Raw genomic sequence first — 2,293 nt, 5'->3', positions numbered from 1 at the left:
CGGCGCCGCGTTCGATGCGGATTACATTGCGGTTCAGACCAAGGGTCACCAGGACGCGGTGGGCCTGTTTGGCGGCTATGCGAAGGGCGGCGAAAACCCCACCCTCAAGGCATTTGCCAAAAAGACCCTGCCGATGATCGAGATGCACTTGCAGATGTGCTACGCGCTCGCCAAGACGAAGTCCTGAGCAAAGCACCGGGCGCGCTTCGCCCCGGTGCGTTCAGCTTGCGGATATGGCGGGCGGACATGGCGGGCTGCGCCCCCGTGCCCGCCCGCTGACTGCCTGCCTGCCGACCTGCTCACAAACAAACTCTTCCCGACCCTCCCCTTGCGGCAGATTTGTCACCCCAGCGTCATCGCTCACCGATAGGGAGCGAGGAAGCTGGCGGTGTGCAGGCCGCAGGGGGGCTGAACACAAATGGACCCGATCCTTCGCGTTGAGGATGTGCGCAAGTCGTTCGGCGCACACACCATTCTCAAGGGCGTGAGCTTTCAGATCGAGGAAGGCGACCTCGTCTCCATGATCGGCCCGTCGGGCTGTGGAAAATCCACCTTGCTGCGCTGCCTGAATGGCCTGGAATCCATGGATTCCGGCACCATCGAGGCCTGCGGTGTGCGCATGGAGCGCAAGCAGGGCGCGGGCACGCCCCTGAACGACATCGCCCACCGCTTGCGCAAGAACGTCGGCATGGTGTTTCAGAGCTTCAATCTGTTTCCCCACAAGACCCTGCAGCAGAACGTGATGATGGCGCCCATGGTGGTGAAGGGGGTGAGCCGCGACGAGGCGGCCGCCAATGCCGAGCGCCTGCTGAAGAAGGTGGGCCTGTTCGAGCAGATGGACCGCTACCCCATCAATCTCTCGGGCGGCCAGCAGCAGCGCGGCGCCATCGCCCGCGCGCTCGCCATGTCGCCCAAGATCATGCTGTACGACGAGCCCACCTCCGCGCTCGATCCCGGCCTCGTCGACGAGGTTCTGGACGTGATGAAGGAGCTGGACAACGAGGGCATGACGCAGATCATCGTCACCCACGAGATGCGCTTCGCGCGCGATGCTTCCGATTACATCATCTTCATGGACAAAGGCGAGATCATCGAGATCTCGGACGAAGATGAGATCTTCGAAAGTCCCAAGGACCCGCGCACGCGCCAGTTCCTGCACCGTTTCGTCTGACGGATCCGCACGCACCTTCGTCCTTCTCTCCCGCTTCGGGGATCGCCATGCGTCTTGTCCGCCTCGCCCTCTCGGCTCTGCTTATTGCGGTTTCCGCCTCCCTCGCGGTCGCGCAGACCGCCCCGGCCAATCCCGCCGGTGCCGGCCAGCGCACGCTCTCCTACGGGGGCGATAGCACCAGCGGCGCGCCCTACACCTTTAAGGATCCGGCCGATCCCAACCTGACCGTGGGCTTCGAAGTCGACATCATGAACGAACTTGCCGCCAAGCTCGGCCGCAAGCCGGTGTTCGTGCAAAACGACTGGAGCAACCTGATCCCCGGCCTTAACGCGGGGCTCTACGACGCGGTGATCAACGGCCTTGAGATCACGCCCGCCCATCAGGCGGCGGCGGATTTCTCCACGCCCTATTACACCACGTTCGGCCAGATCGTGATCCGGCGCGGCGATGCGCCGATCGACAATCTGGAAGGCCTGAAGGGCAAAAAGGTCGGAACGCTGAAGTCGAGCCAGATGGAATATGTGCTGCGCAATGCTGGCGGCATCGATCTGCGCACCTATGATGAAGAAATCGACGCTTATTCCGATCTCAAGCTGAAGCGCATCGATGCGACCGTGATGGATTTCCCGATCGCGGTCTATTACGCGCAGCCGGATCGCGAGCTTCAGTTCACCGGTCAGCCCATCGGCCGCATCGAGTACGGCATCGCGCTGAAGAAGGGCGCCCATCCCGAGTTGCTGGCCGAAATCAACACCGGCCTGTCGCAGATGGTGCAAGACGGCTCCCTGCGGGCCATTCTCGACCGCTGGGCTATTTGGACGCCGCTCATGGCGCAGATCACGGGCGATCAGCGGGCCATGCAGGCGCAGCCTTCGGCCTATGACCATTTCGTGCAGGCGACCCAGCCCCAGGGTTGGAAGATGCAGCTAGAGCGTTACATGCGCTTCCTGCCGCAGCTCGGCTGGGCGGCGGTGATGACGCTGGAAATCTCGATCCTGGCGATGATCATTGCGGTGGGCCTCGGCGCCGCGCTGGCGCTGTGCCGGGTCTATGGCGGCGTGCTGCTGGACCGGCTGGCGCAAGTCTATATCGAGGTGGTGCGCGGCACCCCGCTGCTGATCC

Annotated in this window: 3 protein-coding genes; all 3 read left to right on the top strand. The window is 63.3% G+C overall.

The genetic code is table 11. The features are described 5' to 3' along the window. Positions 1 to 187 (top strand): DUF4142 domain-containing protein (locus V5F77_RS28565; protein WP_429008435.1); only part of this gene is annotated, 187 nt, incomplete at its 5' end. Positions 188 to 418: 231 nt separating this feature from the next. Further along, positions 419 to 1,171 (top strand): amino acid ABC transporter ATP-binding protein, encoded by a 753-nt coding sequence (locus tag V5F77_RS28560; RefSeq protein ID WP_429008434.1) that lies wholly within the window; start codon positions 419 to 421, stop codon positions 1,169 to 1,171. A 47-nt stretch (positions 1,172 to 1,218) separates the two neighbouring features. Then, positions 1,219 to 2,293 (top strand): ABC transporter substrate-binding protein (locus V5F77_RS28555; RefSeq protein ID WP_429008433.1); only part of this gene is annotated, 1,075 nt, incomplete at its 3' end.

This window comes from Roseixanthobacter psychrophilus, assembly GCF_043195195.1.
Lineage (GTDB): Bacteria > Pseudomonadota > Alphaproteobacteria > Rhizobiales > Xanthobacteraceae > NCEH01.
Note: the sequence above shows the minus strand (reverse complement) of the source record. Positions and strands in the feature narration are given on the sequence as shown.

What these genes read in the sequence shown, in the direction of transcription:
- V5F77_RS28560 (WP_429008434.1), top strand. Translation starts at nt 419, where the DNA reads ATGGACCCGATCCTTCGCGTTGAGGATGTGCGCAAGTCGTTCGGCGCA.